This is a genomic window from Caproicibacter fermentans (assembly GCF_009746625.1).
Taxonomy (GTDB): Bacteria; Bacillota; Clostridia; order Oscillospirales; family Acutalibacteraceae; genus Caproicibacter; species Caproicibacter fermentans.
Map to the genome: position 1 here is coordinate 133,404 of NZ_VWXL01000014.1, position 18,550 is coordinate 151,953.

Annotated in this window: 20 protein-coding genes; 9 read left to right on the forward strand and 11 right to left on the reverse strand. The window is 53.9% G+C overall.

Features of this window, described 5'->3' with window-relative positions:
- Nucleotides 1-35: 35 nt before the first annotated feature.
- The 4 genes from CAFE_RS02515 (at nt 36) to ptsP (ending at nt 4,083) form a co-directional block, all read left to right on the forward strand.
- Complete coding sequence (locus CAFE_RS02515; RefSeq protein WP_156989698.1) at nt 36-1,442, forward strand: PTS fructose transporter subunit IIC; 1,407 nt, start codon at nt 36-38, stop codon at nt 1,440-1,442.
- A gap of 73 nt (nt 1,443-1,515) precedes the next feature.
- Nucleotides 1,516-1,974, forward strand: a complete 459-nt coding sequence (locus CAFE_RS02520) for a PTS sugar transporter subunit IIA (protein WP_066644957.1) — start codon at nt 1,516-1,518, stop codon at nt 1,972-1,974.
- A 40-nt stretch (nt 1,975-2,014) separates the two neighbouring features.
- Entirely contained in the window at nt 2,015-2,281 is a 267-nt protein-coding gene (locus CAFE_RS02525; protein ID WP_066644955.1) for an HPr family phosphocarrier protein, read from the forward strand.
- A 62-nt stretch (nt 2,282-2,343) separates the two neighbouring features.
- Complete coding sequence (gene ptsP / locus CAFE_RS02530; protein ID WP_156989699.1) at nt 2,344-4,083, forward strand: phosphoenolpyruvate--protein phosphotransferase; 1,740 nt, start codon at nt 2,344-2,346, stop codon at nt 4,081-4,083.
- Nucleotides 4,084-4,270: 187 nt separating this feature from the next.
- Here the strand turns inward: ptsP and CAFE_RS02535 are convergent, their stop codons facing one another.
- Entirely contained in the window at nt 4,271-4,966 is a 696-nt protein-coding gene (locus tag CAFE_RS02535; protein WP_066644952.1) for an SGNH/GDSL hydrolase family protein, read from the reverse strand.
- A 278-nt stretch (nt 4,967-5,244) separates the two neighbouring features.
- Between CAFE_RS02535 and CAFE_RS02540 the strand changes: the two genes are divergently transcribed.
- From CAFE_RS02540 to CAFE_RS02560, 5 genes are all read left to right on the forward strand, one after another.
- Complete coding sequence (locus CAFE_RS02540) at nt 5,245-6,192, forward strand: L-lactate dehydrogenase (RefSeq protein ID WP_066644949.1); 948 nt, start codon at nt 5,245-5,247, stop codon at nt 6,190-6,192.
- 208 nt (nt 6,193-6,400) lie between these two features.
- Nucleotides 6,401-6,625, forward strand: coding sequence for a FeoA family protein (locus tag CAFE_RS02545; protein WP_066644948.1), 225 nt, complete (start codon nt 6,401-6,403; stop codon nt 6,623-6,625).
- A gap of 4 nt (nt 6,626-6,629) precedes the next feature.
- Nucleotides 6,630-8,636: a ferrous iron transport protein B gene (feoB, locus tag CAFE_RS02550; protein ID WP_156989700.1), complete on the forward strand. Its 2,007-nt coding sequence runs from the start codon at nt 6,630-6,632 to the stop codon at nt 8,634-8,636.
- A gap of 18 nt (nt 8,637-8,654) precedes the next feature.
- Complete coding sequence (locus CAFE_RS02555) at nt 8,655-8,807, forward strand: FeoB-associated Cys-rich membrane protein (RefSeq protein WP_083210045.1); 153 nt, start codon at nt 8,655-8,657, stop codon at nt 8,805-8,807.
- A gap of 111 nt (nt 8,808-8,918) precedes the next feature.
- Nucleotides 8,919-9,527, forward strand: a complete 609-nt coding sequence (locus CAFE_RS02560; protein WP_066644946.1) for an HAD family hydrolase — start codon at nt 8,919-8,921, stop codon at nt 9,525-9,527.
- A gap of 9 nt (nt 9,528-9,536) precedes the next feature.
- On the opposite strand, the gene CAFE_RS02565 is transcribed toward CAFE_RS02560, so the two are convergent.
- From CAFE_RS02565 to CAFE_RS02610, 10 genes are all read right to left on the reverse strand, one after another.
- Complete coding sequence (locus tag CAFE_RS02565) at nt 9,537-10,301, reverse strand: amino acid ABC transporter ATP-binding protein (protein WP_066644944.1); 765 nt, start codon at nt 10,299-10,301, stop codon at nt 9,537-9,539.
- An 11-nt stretch (nt 10,302-10,312) separates the two neighbouring features.
- Nucleotides 10,313-10,954, reverse strand: a complete 642-nt coding sequence (locus tag CAFE_RS02570) for an amino acid ABC transporter permease (protein ID WP_156989701.1) — start codon at nt 10,952-10,954, stop codon at nt 10,313-10,315.
- A gap of 53 nt (nt 10,955-11,007) precedes the next feature.
- Complete coding sequence (locus CAFE_RS02575) at nt 11,008-11,892, reverse strand: amino acid ABC transporter substrate-binding protein (RefSeq protein WP_156989702.1); 885 nt, start codon at nt 11,890-11,892, stop codon at nt 11,008-11,010.
- A gap of 187 nt (nt 11,893-12,079) precedes the next feature.
- On the reverse strand, nt 12,080-12,373 hold the full coding sequence (locus tag CAFE_RS02580; RefSeq protein ID WP_156989703.1) for a Dabb family protein: 294 nt from the start codon (nt 12,371-12,373) through the stop codon (nt 12,080-12,082).
- A gap of 12 nt (nt 12,374-12,385) precedes the next feature.
- Nucleotides 12,386-12,805 carry a PPC domain-containing DNA-binding protein gene (locus CAFE_RS02585; RefSeq protein ID WP_156989704.1) on the reverse strand — a complete coding sequence of 140 codons (420 nt, stop codon included), beginning with the start codon at nt 12,803-12,805 and terminating at the stop codon, nt 12,386-12,388.
- 12 nt (nt 12,806-12,817) lie between these two features.
- Nucleotides 12,818-14,038 (reverse strand): DNA polymerase IV, encoded by a 1,221-nt coding sequence (gene dinB / locus CAFE_RS02590; protein WP_156989705.1) that lies wholly within the window; start codon nt 14,036-14,038, stop codon nt 12,818-12,820.
- 95 nt (nt 14,039-14,133) lie between these two features.
- Nucleotides 14,134-15,345 (reverse strand): MalY/PatB family protein, encoded by a 1,212-nt coding sequence (locus CAFE_RS02595; protein ID WP_156989706.1) that lies wholly within the window; start codon nt 15,343-15,345, stop codon nt 14,134-14,136.
- Nucleotides 15,346-15,601: 256 nt separating this feature from the next.
- Nucleotides 15,602-17,176 (reverse strand): recombinase family protein, encoded by a 1,575-nt coding sequence (locus CAFE_RS02600; RefSeq protein ID WP_066644930.1) that lies wholly within the window; start codon nt 17,174-17,176, stop codon nt 15,602-15,604.
- 662 nt (nt 17,177-17,838) lie between these two features.
- The gene (locus CAFE_RS02605; protein ID WP_156989707.1) at nt 17,839-18,168 is read right to left on the reverse strand and encodes a DUF5320 domain-containing protein; all 330 of its coding nucleotides are present in this window, start codon (nt 18,166-18,168) and stop codon (nt 17,839-17,841) included.
- 97 nt (nt 18,169-18,265) lie between these two features.
- Nucleotides 18,266-18,430 carry a 4Fe-4S binding protein gene (locus CAFE_RS02610; protein ID WP_156989708.1) on the reverse strand — a complete coding sequence of 55 codons (165 nt, stop codon included), beginning with the start codon at nt 18,428-18,430 and terminating at the stop codon, nt 18,266-18,268.
- Between the last annotated feature and the right edge of the window lie 120 nt (nt 18,431-18,550).

The following is an 18,550-nucleotide window of genomic DNA, read 5'->3' on the forward strand; positions in this document are numbered from 1 at the left end:
TTTTTAATTAAACATATAGGATAGGGAGGATTTCTATGAAAAAGCTTTTAGCGGTAACGGCATGTCCCACGGGAATCGCACATACCTATATGGCTGCTGAGGCATTGCAAAAAGCGGCCAAGGAAAAGAACGTTTCCATTAAGGTGGAAACGCGAGGCTCCGTTGGAGTGGAAAATCGGCTGAGCGAAGAAGAGATCGCCGAAGCGCACGCAATTATCGTTGCGGCCGACATGGATGCGGACGAGGGGCGTTTCAAAGGAAAACCGGTTGTTCGCGTGGGGGCCGGCGCGGCGATCAAGGACCCCGGCGGGCTGATCGACCGGGCGCTTGCCATGAAGCCGTCCGAAAACGCCTCGCTGGAGCGGCCAAAGACGGACTATGTGGAAAACGTACAGAAAATCAAGTCGGAGCGCAGCGCCGACAGAACGGGTCCTTACAAACACCTGATGTCCGGCGTGTCCTTTATGATTCCGGTTGTTGTTGCGGGAGGCCTGACAATCGCCTGCTCCTTCCTGTTTGGAATTTATGCGTTCAAGCAGACGGGAACGCTCGCCTGGGGATTGAAAACAATCGGCGATTCGGCGATGGGGCTGATGGTGACGGTGCTTTCCGGCTACATTGCGTTTTCCATTGCAGACCGTCCCGGCCTAGCGCCCGGTCTGATCGGCGGCGCGCTTTCGTCCACGCTGGGGGCCGGATTTCTGGGAGGAATCTTCTCAGGCTTTCTCGCGGGGTATCTCGCGAAATTTCTGAAAGACAAAATGCGTTTGCCCAAGAGTCTGGAAAGTCTGAAACCGATTTTGATTATTCCGTTTCTGTCCACGCTCGTGGTGGGGCTTATGATGGTTTTCGTGATCGGCACGCCGTTCTCCATGCTGATGAACGCACTGGTCGCATGGCTGAAGAATATGGGAACCGTCAACGCGATTTTGCTTGGGGTCATTATGGGCGCGATGATGGCGACCGATATGGGCGGCCCGATCAACAAAGCCGCTTACACGGTGGGAACCGCACTGATCGCCAGCAGCGTCTACGCGCCGATGGCAGCTGTAATGGCGGCCGGCATGACTCCGCCCATCGGGCTGGCAATCGCGACATTTGCTTCCAAAAAGAAATTTAACCGCGAGGAAAAAGAAGCGGGAAAAGCCGCTCTGGTTCTGGGGCTCTCCTTCATCACGGAGGGCGCGATTCCGTTCGCGGCAGCCGACCCGTTCCGCGTAATTCCGTCCTGCGTGGTGGGCTCGGCGATTGCCGGCGGACTTTCGGAGGCCTTCGGGTGCCTGCTGAGAGCGCCTCACGGAGGGCTGTTCGTCATGCTGATTCCAAACGCGGTCAGCAATGTTTTTCTGTATCTAATTGCCATTTTGATCGGCTCCGCTGTAACGGCGCTGATGGTTCTTGCGTTGAAGAGAGATAAAGTGAGCGAAGAAAAAATAAAGTAAACACTTTCTGCGGCTCCGCACCGGAGCCGCAGAAAAACTTGGATTCGGCCGTTCTGGCCTTTGGGGGATCGTTATGAACATTTCAAGCATTATGAGTAAGAATATTATTTTTCTGGGGCTTTCGGCTTCCAGCCGCGAAGAGGCGGTCCGGACCATGGCGGACGGCATGGTTCAATACGGATATGTTTCTGACAAGGAAAAATATCTCGCCGCAGTCCGGGAACGGGAAAACGAGGGGACCACGGGGATCGGTTTCGGGGTGGCGATCCCCCACGGAAAATCGGACGGCGTAAAGTCGCCCTGCCTTGCCTATGCCCGCCTTGCCGCTCCGGTCGATTGGAATTCCTTTGACGGTAAGCCGGTTACGAGCGTTTTTTTAATCGGAGTCCCGGAGAAAAATGCGGGCAACGACCACCTGAAAATCCTGATCGCGATTTCCAAACGGCTGATGCACGAGGATTTTCGCCAAAAGCTGGCACAGGCGGCAACGCCGGAAGAGATCCTGGAAGTCATTAAATCGATCGATGAATAACCAGGAAAGACCTGCCGATTCTTTTTGAAAGGATTTTACTATGCTGAATAAAAAATTTGTGATGAACTGCAAAGAAGGGTTTCATCTCAGGCCCGCTCAGGTGCTGGTGGAACAGGCGACGCCGTTTCAGTCGCGGATCGAGATTCAAAAAGCGGGCGGTGAAAAGGCCGACGCAAAAAGCATTCTGGGAATGATGAGCCTTGGGGTGGAGACGGGCGAAGAAGTGGAGGTTTTCGTCGACGGGCCGGACGAAAATACCGCGATGGCTATGGTAGAAAAACTGTTTGCAACAAATTTTGATGAATGAAGACAGCGGCCCACGGACGGCCGCGGGAATTGATCCAAACATATATTTCGGAGAGTGATGGAATGTCTGAAAGAAGCTTCCAGGGGATCGGCGTATCCAGAGGAATCCGCCGGGGAAAAGTCTGTCTGTTTCAACACGGGACGAAGCCGGACGCTGAACGGAAAATTCAGCCGAGGGAAGCGGATGCAGAGACAGACCGTTTTAACCGGGCAGCCGAAAGGGCGGTCCGCGAAGTGGAGGAACTGATCGCGAAAACCGCCGGAAAACTGAAGGAAGAAGAACTTTCCGTTATCAGGGGGCAAAAGACCATCCTTTCCGATCCGGCATACTGTCCCGAAATCCGGAAGCTGATCCGTGAAGAGCTTTTGAAACCGGAAAAAGCGGTCAGTCAGGTTACGGAAAAATACGCGGCTATCTTTGAAAACATGCAAAACAGCTATATGCGCGAGCGCGCAGCGGATGTGCGCGACGCGGGGAACCGGCTGCTGGGGATCCTGACCGGCGCGGACCGGTCGGGCCTTGCAGCTATCGATCATCCCGTGATTCTGGTCGCCGACGACCTTTCTCCCTCCGATACCGTTCAGCTGAACCGGGACTTTATCCTGGCCTTTGCCACGGAGAAGGGAGGCAAAACTTCCCATACCTCCATTTTCGCCAAGTCGCTGCGGATTCCGGCTGTCGTTGGGCTCACCGGCATCCTTGAAGCTGTTTCGGACGGCGAAGAGCTGATTCTTGACGGAAGCGAAGGAATCTGTATTGCCGCCCCGGAGCCGGATACGGTTGCGGAGTATGAAAGAAAAGGGGAGGAAGAGCGAAAGAAAGAGGAGCTTTATCTCCGGTCCGCTCAACAGGATGCGAGGACTTCGGACGGAAAACGGATCGTTGTTGCCGCCAATATCGGCTCGTATGCCGACGCGGCGGGATCCAGCCGGGAGGGCGCGGAGGCGGTCGGGCTGTTTCGGACGGAACAGGTTTATCTTTCCCGGCAGTCCTCCCCCGGGGAAGAAATTCAGTTTCAGGAGTATAAAAAAATCGCGGAGTGCTACTCCCCGCGTGAAGTGATCGTCCGTACGCTTGATATCGGCGGCGATAAGAACGTGAAATATCTTGGCATTGCCAGCGAGGCAAACCCGTTTTTGGGGTACCGGGCAATCCGTCTCTGCCTTGACCGGAAAGAACTTTTCCAAACCCAGCTTCGGGCGATTTTAAGGGCGAGCCGCTATGGGAAGCTGGCAATCATGTTCCCGATGATTGCGGATTATGAGGAACTGGCTGCCGCAAAAGCGATGTTGGAAGAAGCGGAGGAACAGCTTGCAAAAGAGGGAATTCCCTTTGACGATCGGATCAAAACCGGAATGATGATCGAGGTTCCCTCCGCCGCCTTGATGGCGGATGTTCTGGCAAAAGAAGTCGATTTTTTCAGCGTCGGAACCAATGACCTTGTTCAGTATTCTCTGGCGGTCGACCGGGGAAACAAGCAGGTGTCCTATCTGTACGACTACTGCCATCCCGCCGTTGCAAGGCTGATCCGGCAAACGTCGGAGGCGGCGCATGCGAATCATATCCCGATCGGCATGTGCGGCTCCATGGCGGGGGACCCGCTTGCCGTTCCGCTGCTCATCGGCCTGGGCTTGGATGAGCTCAGCATGGCTTTGGATTCCATCGCCCAGGTCAAATATGAAATCGGCAGGCTTGCGTTCGAATCCTGCCGGAACCTGGCCGAAACAGCCGTCAACTGCAAATCCGCGCGGGAAGTCCGCAATTTGCTTCTGGATTTCCGCTCCGGAGTGATCCGATCTTAGAGACGCGACGCGCCCGTTTCGCAGTTTCGACAGGGCTTTCCCGAAGCGTATCGACTTTCGGGTTTCAGAAGAAAATATCCGCAAACGAAACTGCGGCCGTCTTGATTCGCAATAGGAATCAGGTGATCCTCTTCTTTAAGGGGCTGCTGTGTCAGTGGTTTTCTGGGCAGCCCCTTGCTTTTTACCACTATGCCGTCGCGGTCCGCAGATTTCTGATCGTGTCGCCGATGACCCCGGAGATCAGACGGTGGCCGTTTTCATTCGGGTGGATTCCGTCCTCGCAGAGGAGGGTTTGATAATTGTGCTTTTCCAGAAACGCGCTGCTGATATCGATGAGCGGAACGCTGCATTCTTTGGCAACCCGGCATACGGCCAGGTTGTATCGTTCATGCCAACGATAAATATGCTCAATATCGCCCAGAAATTTTAAAATTGCGCCGGCGTTCAGTCCCTTTGAAATCCACGCGAAATATCGCTTGGCGTCGATCGGCGGCAGGGTCAGCAGAACCGGCCGGCTTCCGCTTCTTTTCACCTGTTCGATCAGCTCCGTGTACTTTTGCTCAAAAATGCCGACCGGCGTTTTCGGAAGATGTTCCCGCTCGGGGTTTTCTGAAATATCTGCCCAATCAAAGTCACAGTCGTTCCCACCGAATTCCAGAACCGTATAATCGAAGTTGGAAAGCTCGTTCCAGTGCCGCCGCAGTAGATCCATCCCCTTGGTAACCGTGCATCCGAATATCGAATAATTCCGAATCATGACCGGAAAGCTGCCTGAAATCCGGTTGGCGAAACTGTCGCGCAGAAGGGTGTATTTTTTCAGCACACTGTCGAAAATCACGCCTTTCGATACGGAATCACCAAAAACGCAAACAGATAAATCCATATCGCATTCCTCTTCTTTCTACTGTTTAACATTCTGTGATCTACTTATTAAAACTATATCGTGTAATTATAAATATGTCAATAGCGTATGCAGAAAAAGTAAAAAAGATACTGCCTGTAAATATTTTTAAATGGAAAAATATTCTAATAACTCGATTGAAAAATGGAGAAAGGGCGTTATAATATAAGTGGATTAAATCAGTCAACTTTTATCTGAAGCCATATGGGGTAAAATAAATCAGAAGTTAAAATATAAAGAAAAGGGACGGTGAAAGAAGAATGGTAAATGTAAGAAAATGCGCGATCATCGGATGCGGATTCGTGGGGGCGGCGTCGGCTTTCAGCCTGATGCAGAGCGGCCTGTTTTCCGAGCTGGTCCTGATCGACGCGAACCGTGACAAGGCGGAAGGAGAAGCGATGGACCTGAGCCACGGCGCTCCGTTTGCGCGCCCGATTGAGATTTCGGCGGGCGCCTACGATGATATTGCCGACTGCGGGCTGATTGTGGTAACCGCCGGCGCCAATCAGAAGCCGGGCGAGACGAGGCTGGATCTGGTCAATAAGAACGTCGGGATTTTTAAGCAGATTATCCCGGAAATCAAAAAGAGACAATGTGAGGGGATCCTTCTGGTTGTGTCAAATCCGGTCGACATCCTTACCTATACGGCCCTCAAGCTGTCCGGGTTCCCGCCGAGCCGCGTCATCGGCTCCGGCACGGTGCTGGACACGGCGAGGCTGAAATATCTGCTCGGGCAGCGCCTGGGCGTCGACAGCCGCAGCGTGCACGCTTACATCATCGGCGAACACGGAGACAGCGAGCTGGCGGTCTGGAGCAGCGCCAATGTATCCGGTGTGGAACTGTACCGGTTCTGCGAGCTGTGCGGGCACTTTGAACACGAGCAGAATATGCAGAAGCTGTATGAGGATGTGCGCGACAGCGCCTATGAGATCATTCAGAAAAAGGGCGCGACCTATTACGGCATCGCCATGGCGGTTCGCCGCATCGCGGAGTGCATCATGAGGGACGAACGCTCGATTCTGCCGGTTTCCAGCCTGATCGAAGGCTATTACGGCCTGAACGGAATCTGTATGGGGATTCCGACAATCGTCGGCAGCGAGGGCGTGGAAAAGGTAGTGGACGTCGGACTGAGCGGCGACGAACAGCTGAAGCTTCTCAAATCCGCCGAGTCTCTTAAAAAAGTTCTGGATACGCTTGATTTGTCATAAGGTGCGTTGAATTCTTTCGGAGGGCTGAAAAGCCCTCCTTTTTTTGCTCCGGAAACGAATCCGGCGAATTGCCGGAAATGGGATGACGGCCCCCGGGCAAATACATTCAAATGGCTATTGACAAAAGGGGGACGGAAGCATAAACTATTAATGTTAGCAGTGACTAACTGAAGAACAGGATCCTGACTACGAAAGGAGCAAAGGGAAAATGACACTTGATCGGCTGAAGATCGGAAAAAGTTCCAAAATTGTCGAAGTGCGGGGAGAGGGCGCGCTGCGCCGCCGTCTGCTGGATATGGGACTGACGCCGAACACGGAGGTGATGGTAAGAAAAATGGCGCCGATGGGCGACCCGATTGAGATTCATCTGCGGGGTTACGAATTGACTCTCCGGATGGACGACGCAAAAAAGATCGTAATTGAGGAGGCATAAATACATGATCCTGGGGCTTGCGGGAAACCAGAACTGCGGTAAAACAACCCTTTTTAATCAGCTGACCGGATCCAATCAACATGTGGGAAACTTCCCGGGGGTCACCGTTGCAAGAAAGGACGGGCAGATCCGAGGGCATAAAGACGTTACGGTGGTCGATTTGCCGGGGATTTATTCCTTGTCCCCGTATTCAAACGAAGAGATCGTAACGCGCGATTTTCTGCTCAACAACAATCCGGACGCCATCATTAACATCGTGGACGCGACCAATATTGAGCGAAATCTCTATTTGAGTATGCAGCTCATCGAACTGGATATTCCAATGGTGATTGCTCTCAATATGATGGATGAGGTTCGAGCAAACGGCGGGACTATAAAAATCAAGGAGTTTCAAAAACAGCTCGGCGTTCCGGTGATTCCGATTTCCGCGAGTAAGAACGAGGGCGTGGAGGAGCTGATCGATACCGTCCTTGAGGTCGCCGAGGCCAAGCGCGCCCCCAGACGGCAGGATTTCTGCTCCGGCGCCGTACATCGGACGATTCATTCCATTGCGCATATGGTGGAAGACCACGCGCAGCGCATCAAGGTTCCGCCCCGGTTCGCCGCAACAAAGCTGGTGGAGGGGGACGAGCCGATGAGGAAGGCGCTCCGCCTTTCTGAAAACGAAATCGATATGGTGATGCACGACGTGACGGAGATGGAGCGGGAGCTGGGCACAGACCGGGAAGCCGCGCTTGCCGATATGCGGTATTCCTTTATCGAAAGCCTCTGCGCTTCCACCGTTGTGAAAATGGGGGAGTCCAGAGAGCACCGCAGGAGCGTTGCCATTGACAGGGTGCTCACCGGTAAATATCTGGCGATTCCGATTTTTCTTCTGATTATGATGCTGATCTTCTGGCTGACGTTCGGCGTGATCGGCACCGCTTTAAGCGATTTGCTTTCCCTTGGAATCACCGCCGTGACGGATGCTGCGGATGCAGGGCTGACGGCGTACGGAATCAACCCGATCGTGAAATCGCTGGTCATTGACGGCGTGTTCGCCGGGGTGGGCAGCGTGCTTCAGTTCCTGCCGATCATTGTGGTTTTGTTTTTCTTTTTGTCGATTCTGGAGGACAGCGGTTATATGGCGAGGGTCGCGTTTGTCATGGACAAACTGCTTCGCCGGATCGGCCTGTCGGGCCGGAGCTTCGTCCCGATGCTGATCGGCTTCGGCTGCTCCGTGCCCGCCATCATGTCAACGCGGACTCTGTCGAGCGAGCGCGACCGCAAGATGACGATTCTGCTGACTCCGTTCATGAGCTGCAGCGCCAAGCTGCCGATCTACGCGGTCTTTACCGCGGCGTTCTTCCCGAAACATGCCGCCCTTGTGATGATTCTGCTGTATGTGATGGGGATTCTGATGGGAGTCGGAAGCGGTCTGCTGATGCGGGGAACCGTTTTCCACGGCAATCCGGTCCCGTTTGTCATGGAGCTGCCGAATTACCGGATGCCCAGCGCGAAGAGCGTTCTGCTGCTCATCTGGGACAAGGCTCGCGATTTTCTGGTCCGGGCGTTCACCGTAATTTTCGTGGCGACCATCATCATCTGGTTCTTGCAGACGTTTGACACAAGGTTTAATCCGGTCTCCTCCGGCTCTGACAGCATGCTGGCGATGATCGGCCGGTGGATTGCGCCGATTTTCGCTCCGCTGGGGTTCGGCGACTGGATGTCCTCCACCGCGCTGATCACCGGGTTCACCGCTAAGGAAGCGGTCATAAGCACGTTGGCGGTCCTTACGGGTACGGACGTGTCAAATCTGCCGCAGGCGCTTTCCACTCTGTTTACCCCGCTAACGGCTTTCACATTCCTGACCTTCACACTGCTGTACACGCCCTGCATCGCGGCGGTCAACGCGGTACGCCAGGAGATGGGCAGTGTCCGCAGCGCGGTCGGCGTTGTCTTTTACCAGTGCGGCGTCGCATGGATTGCGGCTTTTCTGGTTTATCAGGCGGGACGCCTGGTTGCAGGCTGAAAGAAAGGGGGCGCTGCGATGAGTCCGGTCGATTTGATTGTTCTGCTGATTGTGGCGCTGCTGTTCTTTTTTGCAGCGCGCTATTCCTGGCGGCACAGAAATCACTCCTGCGGCGGGGACTGCTCGGCGTGTCCCTATCATCAGAACTGCGATAAGAAAGAGAAAAAATAAAAAACGTCCCCGGAGCAATCTGTTGCTGCGGGGACGTTTCGTATCCCGCGGGGTTGACAAACGGGATTTTTATGTTACGATGGAAAGCATTAACTTCTGCGGGGTGAAAAAATGATTCGAAACATCGTGTTTGATATGGCATGGGTGCTGTTCCGCTACGAACCGATGAGCTTTACCAGGGAACATGTCCCGGATGACGCGGACGCGGAGCTGATCCACCGGGAACTGTTCTGCGCGCCGGAATGGCTGGAAACCGACCGCGGTACTCTGAGCGACGAGGAATATTTCGCGCTGGTCTCCGGACGGATCCCCACGCGCCTGCACCAAACGGCGCGTTATCTTTATGAGCACTGGCACGACGCTCTGGTGCCGATCGATGAAATGGAAGCGGTGGCCGGGCAGCTGAAGGCAAACGGATATTCCATCTACCTGCTCTCCAACATGAGCGGCAGATTCTACCGCTTTTACCGGAATATCCCCGCCATGAAGCACTTTGACGGAATGATCGTATCCGCTGACGAGCGGTGCGTTAAGCCGGAACCGGAAATTTATCAGGCTCTTTTTCGCAAATACGGCCTTTTGCCGGCGGAATGCTTTTTTATCGACGACCGGCCGGAAAATGTGGAGGCCGGGGAAAAGCTGGGCATGCGCGGGTTCTGCTTTCAGCAGGATATTCCCGCGCTTTGCGCCGCGCTGCGGGAGGCGGGCGTGCGGGTCTAGCCCCCGGGGTCAGGATTCGTTAAAACGGGACAAAAAGGCCTTTGTGCGTTCGCTCTGCGTGTTTGCGAACACCTGCTCCGGGGTGCCCTGTTCGACAATGACGCCGTCGGCCATAAAGACAACCTGATCGGCCACGTCCCGCGCAAAAGCCATTTCATGGGTGACGACCACCATGGTCATATGCTCGGCGGCCAGATCCCGGATGACCTTTAAGATTTCCCCGGTCAGTTCCGGGTCCAGCGCGCTGGTCGGCTCGTCAAAAAACAGAAGGTCCGGGTTCATGGCCAGCGCTCTCGCAATGGAAACGCGCTGCTGCTGCCCGCCGGAAAGCTGGCACGGGTAAAAATCCGCCTTGTCGGACAGCTCCATTTTTTTCAGCAGCTCCATCGCGGAGGCCTCGGCCTCCGCCTTTTTTTTGCCAAGAACGTGCATCGGGGCTTCCGCAATGTTCCGCAGTACGGAAAAGTGAGGAAAAAGGTTGAAATTCTGAAATACCAGCCCGATGTGAAGGGCAATCCGGCGGCAGGCCGCCCGGTCGGAATAGACGGCGGACTGATTTTCACCGGTTTTCACCAGCGTCTCCCCGCAGACGGAAATCTCGCCCCGGTCGACGGCTTCCAGCTGCGTCATGCAGCGCAGAAGCGTGCTTTTGCCCGAGCCGGACGGGCCGATGACAGTCAGAACCTCTCCTTTATCCACGTCGAGGGAAATCCCTTTCAGAACACCGGTTCCGTCAAAGCTTTTGTACAGGTTGCGCGCGGTCAGTAACGGCATAAGGCTTCCTCCTAACGGTAATAATTCATACGGGCTTCCGCGACGGTGAAACAGCGGGTCACAACGGCGTTCATCAATAGGTAGAATACGGCGGCGATCGCGAACGGCGCCATGCTGACGGCGGAGGAAACCCAGTCGGATGTGACGCGCAGAAGCTCTGTTACGCCGATGACCTGTGCCAGAGAGGTGTCCTTGACCAGATTGATAAATTCATTGCTCATGGGCGGCAGAATCATTTTGCAGACCTGCGGCAGGACGATGCGGAAAAACGTCTGCCGCTTTGTAAAGCCCAGAACCCGGGCCGCTTCGTACTGCCCCGCTGGGACCGCGTCGATCCCTCCGCGGAAAATTTCAGCGAAATAGGCTGCGTAATTCAAAAGAAAGGCGACCTGCGCGGCAGCCACCCGGTCAAGCTGGATTCCGGTCAGCGGCTTCAGACCGTAAAATATGAACAGGAGCTGAAGCATCAGCGGGGTGCCGCGCATCAGCAGGATGTAAAACCGCACGGGCAGATTGACCGCCTTTACCTTTGACCTGCGCCCCGCGGCGACAAGAAGCCCCAGCGGAACGGAAAACAACAGGGTCGAAAAGAAGATACGCAGAGACATCAGCGTGGCCTGCAGCATTTGTGAAAGCAGCACGGTGTAATTCATAGGGGATCAAGCCCTCCATCGATTGATAGACTCGCCGGGGCGGAGCAGCCCGCTTATTTGCCGACGGTGGTGACGTCCTTCCCGAACCATTTTTTCGAAAGATCGGCCATGGTTCCGTCTTTGGCCATATCCTTCAGAGCGCCCTCGATTTTTTCCTTGAGGGCGATATCGGATTTCCGGAACGCCACAACGTAGTCCTCCGTTGCAAGCGATGCGTCCTTGCCGTCCTGATCCTGCAAAACAGAGTAGGCGCCGGGATTTTTCGTCAGATAATAGCGGGCGACGATTTCGTCAATGGCGATTGCGTCGATGGTGCCGTTCTGGATTTCGAGAACCGCTTTGCTGTAATCGTCAATTTTCACGACGCTTTTCAAAGAGCTTTTGAAATCAGGATTGTCGTTTAACGCGGTTTCGGCGCTGGAATCCGCCTGTACGCCGACGGTTTTGCCTGCGAGGCCGCCAAGACCTTTGTAATTTGAGCCGGCTTTTACAAGAATGATCTGATTGTTTTTCATATAGGGGATACTTAAAGCGAATTCCTGGCCCCGTTCGGAAGTTTTGGAAAAACCGTTCCAAAGACAGTCCACGTTGCCGTTGTTCAGCTCCGCCGTCTTGTTGTCCCAGTCGATCGGCTGCAGCGACAGTTCAATGCCAAGGCGTTTGCAGGCCTCTTTGGCAAGGTCAATGTCAAAGCCGACCAGTTCGCCGGTCTGTGTGTCGACATATCCCATCGGCGGAAAAGCCTTGTCCAGCCCCAAAACCAGTTTTCCGGCTGATTTGACTTTGTCCCATGAACCGTCCGGCGCGGAGGACCCGGACGCCGCCCCTGAAGAGACCGCGGCGGAAGGGGTCTGCTGTGTCGCGGCGGGGGCGGAAGAACAGCCTGCAAAGGAAATCGTCAGGGCTGCCGTCATTAAGAAAACGATCAGTTTTTTCATAAAAACCATCCTTATGTAATTGATTCATTTGTACCTTACTATATTAACGAATTAGCAGAGTAAAGTAAAGGGGCAAAATGATTTTTCCGGACTTTTCCGCAAACCATTTGCGAAAAGTCCGGGCCGCTGCGGCGGACCCAAAAACGGCGCGAGGCTTTTTTCGGCCTCGCGCCGTCCGCGCCGGGAATCAAATTTCGTAATCCGCGCTTGCTCTGGCGCAGACGAGCGTATGAACCACGCTTTTGATGGCGAGATGGGCCGGATGCGTCTGGTAGGCCCGTTCCGCCTCCTTGGTGGAAAAAGTGCAGTTTAAAACAAGGTCGAAGTCGCCGCCGTTGTAGTTTTGCCCCAGCTCGATGGCTTCCAGGCCGTCCACGGTACCGAGCAGAGCCTGAAATTTATGTCTGAGGTCCGCTGCAATTTCGTTGACACGGTCCTTTTCCTCCGGCTTTAAGGTCCAGAATACAAGATGTCTGATCATGGTTTTCCCCCTTTACAGATCGAATAGATTTAAGCCTGTCACCGCGTCGGCGCGCCGCCCCAGACCGCCGCCTATGATTTGGATGAAAATTTCGCCGGTTCCGCTGACGACAGCCTCGTTCAGGTGGCCGCCGACCACCTGCCCGTCGGCCGTTGCAAAATTGGCGTGCAGATGCAGATAAGTCCGTCCGCTCATTTCAGTAACGCTGCCGACGAGCGAGGTCAGTTCCATTTCGCCGTCAAAGGTGTTGGAATAGTACCGATGCTCCGCGACACGGTAAAGGCCGACCACGGCGTGGTCGACGGCGCCGAGGCCCGTAATGGACCCGAATTTGACGTTTTCCCGTTCACACGCGTTCTGAATCGACTGAATCAGCTCTTCGCCGCGGTCCACCCGCAAAACCAGCGTGCCGCCGAATTTTTTGCATTTCATAATGAATCCTCCTTATTCCCGATGCAGGCCGTCAAGCCCAAGATCTTCTTTCAAAAGTCCGCCGAATTTCACCGCGCCGCTGCCGAAACGGCCGCGGATGCGGTCCATCGCGGTTTCAAGCCGCTCTTCCTTTTCGCTGCCCCGCAAAACATCCCCGCCGAAAAAGCAGAGCTGTTCCCCCGGCGCGTCTTCGGGCACCAGTCCGGTTCCGGAGAGCGAAAGCATTCGGATCGGCGCGCTCGCATTCCAGCAGGCCGCCATCAGCTCCTCTCCGGCCGCCGCCAGAAGACGGGCGAGGTGAGTGGGGGCGGCAAGTGTTTTCTGCCGGGTGATATACCGAAACGACGGGTCCTTGATTCCGACCTGTACCACCCAGCACTTCAGCTTTTGCCTTCGCAGACGGGAGGCGACGCTGTCCGCAAGGGCCTGAACGGCTTTCCGGATGTCCTCCGGGCCGCTCAGGTCGCGGCGGAATGTGACGCTGTTGCCGACACTTTTTATTTCCTGCCTGCTCCGTCCGTCCGCGACGGGGCTCGAGTCTCTGCCGTTTGCAAACTCATACAGCTGTGCTCCGGCTTTCCCAAGGCGGGAAGACAACAGTTCCGGGCTGCACGCAGCAAGGTCGCCGATGGTGTGAATTCCAAGGCCGGCCAGCGTCTGCGCGGCCTTTTCGCCGCAGAACATCAACGCGTCGACGGGAAGGGGCCAGACGATTCTTTGATAATTCTCGGGGCTGATGACCGTCGTCGCGTCCGGCTTTTTATAGTCGCTGCCAAGTTTAGCGAAAATTTTGTTAAACGAAACGCCGACGGATATGGTGATGCCGATTTCGCGGCGGACCGTTTCGCGCAGCCGGTCCGCAATCTGCCTGCCGTCGCCGAACAGTACCCGGCTCCCCGTAACGTCCAGCCAGCTTTCGTCGATGCTGAACGGCTCCACCAGATCGGTGTATCTGCGGTAAATTTCATTAATCTGTTGGGAAATCCGCCGGTATTCCCGAAACCGGGGCGCGGCAAGAACCAGCCGGGGGCATTTGCGCTTTGCCTGCCAGACGGTTTCTGCGGTGCGGATGCCGTATGCTTTCGCCTGCTCGTTTTTCGCAAGGATGATACCGTGCCGGCTCTCCGGGTCGCCGCAGACCGCCATCGGCACGTTTTTGAGCTCGGGGCGCAGCATACATTCGACGGATGCGAAAAATCCGTTGCAGTCACAGTGTAAAATCGTGCGTTCCATGCGGCATACCCCTCCGACATCATACCATATTCTTTGGCCGAAAAACAGAACCCGCATAAAAAAACGGGGAGAAGACGAGGGTGTTTTATACTTGGCTATGCGTTGAAGACGTATTTGTCCAAGCGGTTCATTGCCTCTTCGACTCTGCTCAGAGGAAGCGCCAGGTTCATGCGGATGGAGGAGGCGCCATGAAACATGCGGCCGTCCTGCCAGGCGACGCCGACGTCCCAGCCGCTTTTCAACAGCTCGTCAAGGGTTTTGCCGCGGTTTTCGCACCACTGCCCGCAGTCCGGGAAAAGCATGTAGGTCCCCTGGGGCTTGGACACGTTCACGCCGCTGAAACGGCGCGCAATATAATCGCAGGCATAGTTCACGTTGCCGCTTAACACTTCGCGAAGCTCGTCCAGCCATTCATAGCCTTCGGGCCGGTAAGCGCCGATCAGCGCGTGCATGCTCAGCACATTCATTTCGTTATAATGGGATTTGCTGCTTTGCGCCCGAACGCGGTCGCGCAGATAGGAATTATAAATGATATGGTATGACCCGACCAGCCCGGCAAGATTGAAGGTCTTGCTGGGCGCGTAGAGCGCGACGGTGCGGTTTCGGGCGTCTTCACTGACCGACTGGGTGGGAATATGCCGGTTTCCGTTTAAAATAATGTCGGACCAGATTTCGTCGGAGATTACAATACAGTCGTTCGCCGCATAGACCTTCATAGCTTTTTCAATTTCCCACTGCTCCCACACGCGTCCGCAGGGATTGTGGGGGCTGCAAAAAATCGCCGCGTGGATTTTGCTGGCCTTGATTTTCGCGTCCATGTCTTCGTAATCCATGCGCCAGACTCCGTTTTCATCCTTCCGAAGAGGACTGTGCACGATCCTGCGGCCGCTGTTCGTCACGCTTTTGGTAAAACCGATATAGGTGGGGGAGTGCAGAAGAACGGCGTCTCCTGGCGCGGTAAAAGCGCAGAGAGTGGAGATCACTCCGCCGAGGACGCCGTTTTCGTACCCGATGCACTCGCGGGTCAGGCCGGTTACCCGGTTGCGGCTTTCGTGCCACTTGATGATAGAATCGTAGTACTCGCCGGTGGGATTGAAGTACCCGAAGGCGGGGTGCTTTACTCGTTCGATCATCGCCTGTCCAACGGTGGGGACAGTAGGAAAGTTCATATCCGCAACCCACATCGGGATGACGTCGAAACCCTCTTTCGGGAGTTCGGGAACAAATCCGGGCTCCGTGCCCAAACCGTCCACCGCGACCGCGTCTTTTCCGCGGCGGTCCATAATAGAAGTAAAATCGTACTTCATTTTGAGATTTCCCTCATTTCCTTGGAATAAAAAACGAGGCGTCCTTTTCGGGAAGCCTCTCTGCTTTCTTCAAGCTCTACTATACCCTTTTTTTGGCCGGATTGCAATGGATTGCACAGTCAGCCGGAGCACCCCGGCGGAGCCCCGCTGCGCCGGGAAAACAGCCTAGTTTTTGCTGAATCCTTTATAAAGTGCCGCAAGCGACTTTTTTTCAATGCGAGACACTGTTCGTATCGCCTATTGTAAGCGATTGGATCTAGGAAAAGGCTTCCAGCTGACGGAAGCGAAAATGAATGATAATTTGTTTGTCCTCGGTCAGTTCGACCCGCTCGATCAGGCTGACGAGCACCTCCCGGTTTGACCACGCGCCGTCGACAAAACGGTTCACCAGTTCACGGGCCAGTTTCTTCTGCTTTTCCGACTCATACGTGGGCGCCTCCAGACCGGACAGTTTCTGTTCCAACGCTGACCGCTCCTGTTTGCCTCTCTGATAAATTCGTTCAAAGTCCCGCTCCTCCAGAATTCCGGACAGGCGATCCATATACATACGTTCAAGGTGCGCCGTCAGGCTCTCGATTTTCGCCTTAAGCGTCGCGGCCTCCTTCTCTTGACTGCTCGCCTGATTGGCTTCTTCTACTGCCTTTTCCGCCGCAGGAAGGAGCTCTTCAGTCCGCACATAGTTCTCGCAGACCTCCCGTGCCTTTTCGATAACGGCTTGTGTGACGGTCTGTTCCTTGATGGAATGGCAGGTGCAAACACCTGCCTTTGTGAAGCGCTGGTAGGTGCGGCAAACAAAGTAAAGGCAGTCTTCGCCTCTTGCGTTTGGACGGTTGATGACGGCCAGCGGATAACCGCATTCGTGGCAGTAGATAAGTCCCTTGAGCAAAAAATCGTAGGTCCGTGAACGGGTGGTCTTACGGCTTCCCAACAGCTGCTGCACCTTATCAAAGGCATCCCGGCCGATCAAAGGCTCGTGAGTGCCTTCTACCACAATCCAGTTCTCCCGAGGCTGACGGACGCATTTCTTCGACTTGTAGTTGATCTTCTTGGATCGCCCCTGCACCATGTTACCAATATACGTCTCATTTTGGAGCATGTCGGAAATTCGCTCGCTGTACCACATTCCGGCGTATGGTCCGGTACGTCCTTGATTCAGTCCGGCATAAATTGCCGGCGTCGGCACTTTTTCCTCATTGAGCCGGGCTGCAATTTGGCGGCAGGACAGCCCCTCCAGCGCCATGTCGAAGATGCGCCGCACCATGGGGGCCGCCTCTTCATCAATAACAATTTTATTCTTTTCCTCCGCCATTTTGTAACCGTAAAGCGGTTTCCCTCCGATAAAGAGCCCCTTACGCTGTTTGTCATGCTTGACGCTCTTGATTTTTTTGGAGATGTCCTTGGCGTACATGTCGTTCATGATGGCGCGAAAAGGAGTGATGTCGTTTGCCGTACTCTCAATTCCGGTGTCGATTCCATCAAGCAGGGAGATGTAGCGGACCCGGTTTTCCGGAAAATACCGCTCCATGTAATGGCCGGTCATGATATAATCGCGGCCGAGACGGGACAAGTCCTTTGTAATTACCATATTGACCTTTTTTGCTTCGATATCCGCAATCATGCGCTGGAAAGCCGGTCGGTCGAAGTTTGTTCCGCTCCATCCGTCATCGATATAGGTATCAAACACGCACAGTTTGTGCTCTTTCGCGAAAGCGGTAAGCAGGGACAGCTGATTGGTTACGCTTTCGGATTGTCCTTCTCTTTCATCCTCCTTTGAAAGTCTGATGTACAGTCCCGCATGATAATCCACCGGGTTGCTTATTTCCAGGTACATGTCATACCTCCGCAAATAAGCAACCATTCATCATGGACATTATAGGCGGGCCGCTTTTGAGAAAGCAAGTCTGAAATTGTTATTTTTAAGCTCTCTTTCGAGAAAAAAGCGGAACGATTGGAACAGCAAAATCCGAAAGTCCTCCCCACCCTGCGTATAACGGCAATCCACAGATATGTTATGGGCGCTCATGTCAAACACCTCCTTCAGAACTATGTTTTATAGATATGCGCAGGCGGAAATTTTTCTGCGTGTCCATAAAAGAAAAAGCACCGGAATCCAGTGCTTTTTAACAGCTGATATCACTTATTTAATCTGGTACCGTGTAAACGCTTTTTAAAATGTGCTGTTGCGCATGGGCCGGGCTTACGCAAATATGAATCAAAATCTGAGGCATCTGGTATGTGGAAACATGCTCGTTTGTTTTGCCTGCCGTTTTGAATTGACTGTTTTTTCTCGCAATCCGGGTAAGGTTTATTATCTAAGAACACCCCTTGCAATCTGTAATTCAAAGATGCAAGGGGTGTTTGTTGTAATGATATAAAAGGCGTTTCTTTCTACATTAAGAAATCTGACCGGATGGTGAACATGTCAAAGACATATCAACATCAACAGTTCCAATAGTAATAATACCAGACCGTTGCGTCAATGTTAACCGAAAGTTATTCGGCTTCTCCGTTCAGGCTGGAAAGCCGTTTCTTTACCTGCTGAAGTTGATTTTCCAAAAATTCAGCCTGATTGGTTAGATTTGTTTTCTCATCAAATGCGGCTGCGTTTGTTCCCTTGTATGCGGAATATCCGTAGCGTGCCCATCCGGGCATTCCGGTCGCATAGAACATCCTGCGAAATCCGCGTCCGAAACCGCATCCAAATCCTCCCGTGAATCGAACCGGATTTGCGTAATCCGGCGTTGCAAATCCTCTGCAATAGCCTGTTCCACGTCCCGTCATAGGCCCCATTCCCATCGGGCCCGTTCCGTCTCCTCTTGGCATAGTAAATTCTCCTTCCTGATTTCCAACATTTTAACCTATCTTATTTTGTTGCGATTAAACCAGCGATAAGCCAGATAAGCGCCGCTTGGTACCTCAATTATATGCTGATTGCTTCTACCGGGCATTCGCTGACGCACGCTCCGCATTCAATGCAGTCGTCGCTTACTTTCGCCATGCCGTTCTCAACTTTTATCGCTTCCACTGGACAAGCGCTTTCACAGCTTCCGCAACCAACGCATTTTTCATTTACCTTTGCCGCCATAAAACCATCTCCTTTAATTTTCACCTGTCATAATTAGTTATAAGCCTATGCCCATAATTATAATAACTCTATTATGGGCATATGTCAACAACTATTCTATAAAAAAAGAAAGCGTTCTAT

Bases quoted from the DNA above. Each gene is read 5' to 3' on its own strand.
- CAFE_RS02515 (WP_156989698.1), top strand. From the start codon at position 36: ATGAAAAAGCTTTTAGCGGTAACGGCATGTCCCACGGGAATCGCACAT.
- CAFE_RS02520 (WP_066644957.1), top strand. From the start codon at position 1,516: ATGAACATTTCAAGCATTATGAGTAAGAATATTATTTTTCTGGGGCTT.
- CAFE_RS02525 (WP_066644955.1), top strand. From the start codon at position 2,015: ATGCTGAATAAAAAATTTGTGATGAACTGCAAAGAAGGGTTTCATCTC.
- ptsP (WP_156989699.1), top strand. From the start codon at position 2,344: ATGTCTGAAAGAAGCTTCCAGGGGATCGGCGTATCCAGAGGAATCCGC.
- CAFE_RS02535 (WP_066644952.1), bottom strand. From the start codon at position 4,966: ATGGATTTATCTGTTTGCGTTTTTGGTGATTCCGTATCGAAAGGCGTG.
- CAFE_RS02540 (WP_066644949.1), top strand. From the start codon at position 5,245: ATGGTAAATGTAAGAAAATGCGCGATCATCGGATGCGGATTCGTGGGG.
- CAFE_RS02545 (WP_066644948.1), top strand. From the start codon at position 6,401: ATGACACTTGATCGGCTGAAGATCGGAAAAAGTTCCAAAATTGTCGAA.
- feoB (WP_156989700.1), top strand. From the start codon at position 6,630: ATGATCCTGGGGCTTGCGGGAAACCAGAACTGCGGTAAAACAACCCTT.
- CAFE_RS02555 (WP_083210045.1), top strand. From the start codon at position 8,655: ATGAGTCCGGTCGATTTGATTGTTCTGCTGATTGTGGCGCTGCTGTTC.
- CAFE_RS02560 (WP_066644946.1), top strand. From the start codon at position 8,919: ATGATTCGAAACATCGTGTTTGATATGGCATGGGTGCTGTTCCGCTAC.
- CAFE_RS02565 (WP_066644944.1), bottom strand. From the start codon at position 10,301: ATGCCGTTACTGACCGCGCGCAACCTGTACAAAAGCTTTGACGGAACC.
- CAFE_RS02570 (WP_156989701.1), bottom strand. From the start codon at position 10,954: ATGAATTACACCGTGCTGCTTTCACAAATGCTGCAGGCCACGCTGATG.
- CAFE_RS02575 (WP_156989702.1), bottom strand. From the start codon at position 11,892: ATGAAAAAACTGATCGTTTTCTTAATGACGGCAGCCCTGACGATTTCC.
- CAFE_RS02580 (WP_156989703.1), bottom strand. From the start codon at position 12,373: ATGATCAGACATCTTGTATTCTGGACCTTAAAGCCGGAGGAAAAGGAC.
- CAFE_RS02585 (WP_156989704.1), bottom strand. From the start codon at position 12,805: ATGAAATGCAAAAAATTCGGCGGCACGCTGGTTTTGCGGGTGGACCGC.
- dinB (WP_156989705.1), bottom strand. From the start codon at position 14,038: ATGGAACGCACGATTTTACACTGTGACTGCAACGGATTTTTCGCATCC.
- CAFE_RS02595 (WP_156989706.1), bottom strand. From the start codon at position 15,345: ATGAAGTACGATTTTACTTCTATTATGGACCGCCGCGGAAAAGACGCG.
- CAFE_RS02600 (WP_066644930.1), bottom strand. From the start codon at position 17,176: ATGTACCTGGAAATAAGCAACCCGGTGGATTATCATGCGGGACTGTAC.
- CAFE_RS02605 (WP_156989707.1), bottom strand. From the start codon at position 18,168: ATGCCAAGAGGAGACGGAACGGGCCCGATGGGAATGGGGCCTATGACG.
- CAFE_RS02610 (WP_156989708.1), bottom strand. From the start codon at position 18,430: ATGGCGGCAAAGGTAAATGAAAAATGCGTTGGTTGCGGAAGCTGTGAA.